The sequence below is a fragment of the Sphingobium quisquiliarum P25 genome, from assembly GCF_000445065.1.
GTDB lineage: Bacteria > Pseudomonadota > Alphaproteobacteria > Sphingomonadales > Sphingomonadaceae > Sphingobium > Sphingobium quisquiliarum.
This window is the reverse complement of sequence record NZ_ATHO01000107.1, coordinates 1-2,500: the sequence shown is the minus strand read 5'-3', so window position 1 is coordinate 2,500 and position 2,500 is coordinate 1. Positions and strand designations below refer to the sequence as shown.

At 56.2% G+C, this 2,500-nt stretch carries 1 tRNA gene and 2 rRNA genes (1 of these 3 cut by a window edge); all 3 read left to right on the top strand.

Annotated elements, in window-relative coordinates:
- A 23S ribosomal RNA gene (locus L288_RS33940) occupies positions 1 to 1,553 on the top strand (it extends 1,243 nt beyond the left edge of the window).
- A 145-nt stretch (positions 1,554 to 1,698) separates the two neighbouring features.
- Positions 1,699 to 1,813: ribosomal RNA gene (gene rrf, locus L288_RS33935) — 5S ribosomal RNA — on the top strand.
- A gap of 157 nt (positions 1,814 to 1,970) precedes the next feature.
- Positions 1,971 to 2,047, top strand: a tRNA-Met gene (locus tag L288_RS33930).
- Positions 2,048 to 2,500 lie beyond the last annotated feature (453 nt).

The window sequence follows — 2,500 nt, the reverse complement described above, 5'->3', positions numbered from 1 at the left end:
CGTTGAAGCGGAAGGGTAACCGACCGTGGAGGTATCGGAAGTGCGAATGCAGACATGAGTAGCGATTAACAGTGTGAGATGCACTGTCGCCGAAATTCCAAGGGTTCCTGCTTAAAGCTAATCTGAGCAGGGTAAGCCGGCCCCTAAGACGAGCCCGAAGGGGGTAGTCGATGGGAACCACGTTAATATTCGTGGGCCTGGTGGTGTGTGACGGATGGCGTAACTTGTTCGGCCTTATTGGATTGGTCCGGGCAGGGAAGTTGTCCCAGGAAATAGCCCCACCGTATAGACCGTACCCTAAACCGACACAGGTGGAATGGTAGAGTATACCAAGGCGTTTGAGAGAAGTATCCTGAAGGAACTCGGCAAATTGCCTCCGTACCTTCGGAAGAAGGAGGCCCCATCTTAAGGCAACTTTTGATGGGGGGCACAGGCCAGGGGGTAGCGACTGTTTAGCAAAAACACAGGGCTCTGCTAAGTCGGCTTCAAGACGACGTATAGGGCCTGACGCCTGCCCGGTGCCTGAAGGTTAAGAGGAGGAGTGCAAGCTCTGAATTGAAGCCCAGGTAAACGGCGGCCGTAACTATAACGGTCCTAAGGTAGCGAAATTCCTTGTCGGGTAAGTTCCGACCTGCACGAATGGCGTAACGACTTCCCCACTGTCTCCAGGATATGCTCAGCGAAATTGAATTCTCCGTGAAGATGCGGAGTACCCGCGGTTAGACGGAAAGACCCCGTGCACCTTTACTGCAGCTTCAGAGTGGCATTAGGAAAGAACTGTGTAGCATAGGTGGGAGGCTTTGAAGCGGTGACGCCAGTTGCCGTGGAGCCATAGGTGAAATACCACCCTGTTGTTTTCTGATGTCTAACCTCGCACCGTTATCCGGTGCAGGGACCCTCTGTGGCGGGTAGTTTGACTGGGGCGGTCGCCTCCTAAAGAGTAACGGAGGCGCGCGATGGTGGGCTCAGGACGGTTGGAAACCGTCTGTTAGAGTGCAATGGCATAAGCCCGCCTGACTGCGAGACTGACAAGTCGAGCAGAGACGAAAGTCGGTCATAGTGATCCGGTGGTCCCTCGTGGAAGGGCCATCGCTCAACGGATAAAAGGTACGCCGGGGATAACAGGCTGATGATTCCCAAGAGCTCATATCGACGGAATCGTTTGGCACCTCGATGTCGGCTCATCACATCCTGGGGCTGGAGCAGGTCCCAAGGGTTTGGCTGTTCGCCAATTAAAGTGGTACGTGAGCTGGGTTCAGAACGTCGCGAGACAGTTTGGTCCCTATCTGCCGTGGGCGTCGAAATTTGAGAGGAGTTGACCCTAGTACGAGAGGACCGGGTTGAACATACCTCTGGTGTACCTGTCGTCGTGCCAACGGCGCAGCAGGGTAGCTATGTATGGACGGGATAACCGCTGAAAGCATCTAAGCGGGAAGCCTCCCTCAAGATAAGATTTCTTCGAGCGGTCGTAGACCACGACCTTGATAGGCTGGATGTGGAAGTGCGGTAACGCATGGAGCTAACCAGTCCTAATCGCTCTGATCGCGCTTGAATGCTTCGATAAGAAGCGAGTCCCACCATCAATGACAGTGCTGGCAACAGCGAAGTGTCAGCGATGTGGTGATCACCTCAAGCCAGATAACTCAACGCCAATAAAGTGCACGGCATCGATTATAACCCAAAGCGCAAGCTTCATTGCTTGGTGACCATAGCGTCTGTGACCCACCCGATCCCATCCCGAACTCGGCCGTGAAACCAGTCTGCGCCGATGGTACTGTGGCTCAAGCCCCGGAAGAGTAGGGCGTCGCCAGGCATTGAAGCTCGCGCTTTGGAATAACAAACCCATTCACACCTCTTCAGGCCCAAGCCAACGGGCCAAAGGCCCGCAAGGCCAACTGGCCGCCCGAGCTTATGCAAGGATAGCCAAGGCTGCCGATGCAGCCGCAGGCGCTTGAGGAAAACAAAAGTGTCGCGGGATGGAGCAGCCCGGTAGCTCGTCAGGCTCATAACCTGAAGGTCGTAGGTTCAAATCCTACTCCCGCAACCAAAACAAGGTCACACGAAAGCCCCAGCGCCCATGCGCTGAGGCTTTCGTGCGTTCGGGCCCCTGCCGCTTCCGCCAGCAGCAGCAGTCTCAGCAAGCTCAATCATCCTGAACAGATCGCCGTGCAGTTCCAGCGGACGATGGCTGCCGCCTCGGCCGTGCCCCGATGGACGACCATCGTCTCGATCAGCCTGCGGATTGCTTTGCGCGAGGCGCTGGCGTCTCACGTTGCCCAATGCTGCTCCATCTCGGCGATGGCATGCGATACACCGCTTCGTAATTGACGGGGAGGCGGATCACTCCGCGTTGCGAGTATAGGCAACGGCAATCAACGTTCGAAGCTGCTGGGGACGAGGTTCATTCACGGCACTCATCCCACCGCGATCATCGAAATCTGGCGGCCGTAGCTGCTTTCCCCGCGATGGCAGGAGCGGCGGTAGCTATAAAAGCGGTGGG